Below are 220 nucleotides of genomic sequence, written 5' to 3'. Positions count from 1 at the left end.
ACAGCCAATTTTTAAAAGGTCTGTCCCATCCGATTACAATTCTTGCCCTCCTTATTTTATTAATTCGTTGTTTCCCTAATCAGTAGATAAAAAATATAAAAAGCCATTAAGGAAGTTTTTGATGATCTTCACTTTTTACATGGCTAAATGCTAATGTAGGGTTTAATAATGATAAATTAGAATTTTGTTCGTTTCAGCAACAAAAAAAGGACAGAAGAAG

Source organism: Neobacillus drentensis (assembly GCF_036966985.1).
In the GTDB taxonomy this organism is placed as follows: Bacteria; Bacillota; Bacilli; order Bacillales; family Cytobacillaceae; genus Neobacillus; species Neobacillus drentensis_E.
Note: the sequence above shows the minus strand (reverse complement) of the source record.